The following is a 767-nucleotide window of genomic DNA, read 5'->3' as shown; positions in this document are numbered from 1 at the left end:
CAGACACATAGATGTTGAATGTACGACCGCTATCGCGAGCAAGCTCGCTCCCACAGGGGTTGTGCTTGACTGATCGATCTCAGGGCAATTCCCACAAATCAGACCAGATTTTCGCCAATCTGCGCCGCCAGTTGCACCAGCATCCCCGGCACTTCCTGGACCATCTCGCCCATGTGCATGAGTCGCTGGCGTCAGCCAATGTCATGGCCAACGATCTGGTGGATCATTTGCAGGGGACAAGTCGCCATGCGCTGTTGGGGATTGCGCAGGTGATCATGCTGGGGGAACTGGCGGCGAATCGGGCGCTGGATCGGCTTGATCCGCCCTGACCACAATCTCCGGATCACCGATAGACCTGTGGGAGCGAGCTTGCTGGCGATGGCGGTGGGTCAGACACATAGATGTTGAATGTACGACCGCTATCGCGAGCAAGCTCGCTCCCACAGGGGTTGTGCTTAACTGATCGACCTCAGGGCAATTCCCACAAATCAGACCAGGCTTTCGCTAATCTGCGCCGCCAGTTGCACCAGCATCCCCGGCACTTCCTGGACCATTTCGCTCATGCGCGTGAGTCGCTGGCATCGGCCAATGTCATGGCCAACGATCTGGTGGATCATTTGCAGGGGACAAGTCGCCATGCGCTGTTGGGGATTGCGCAGGTGATCATGCTGGGGGAGCTGGCGGTGAATCGGGCGCTGGATCGGCTTGATCCGCCCTGACCACAATCTCCGGATCACCGATAGACCTGTGGGAGCGAGCTTGCTCGC

The 767-nt window shown here is 58.7% G+C and carries 2 pseudogenes; both read left to right on the top strand.

The features are described 5' to 3' along the window. Positions 1–164: 164 nt before the first annotated feature. Positions 165–329: pseudogene (locus tag AC07YV_RS29870) on the top strand (DUF6124 family protein); the annotation flags it as partial. A gap of 231 nt (positions 330–560) precedes the next feature. Next, positions 561–719 (top strand): annotated as a pseudogene (locus tag AC07YV_RS29865) (DUF6124 family protein); the annotation flags it as partial. Between the last annotated feature and the right edge of the window lie 48 nt (positions 720–767).

The sequence above is a fragment of the Pseudomonas sp. GW456-E7 genome, from assembly GCF_059424105.1.
The sequence above is the reverse complement of the archived record's forward strand: the minus strand, read 5'-3'. Positions and strand labels throughout refer to the sequence as shown.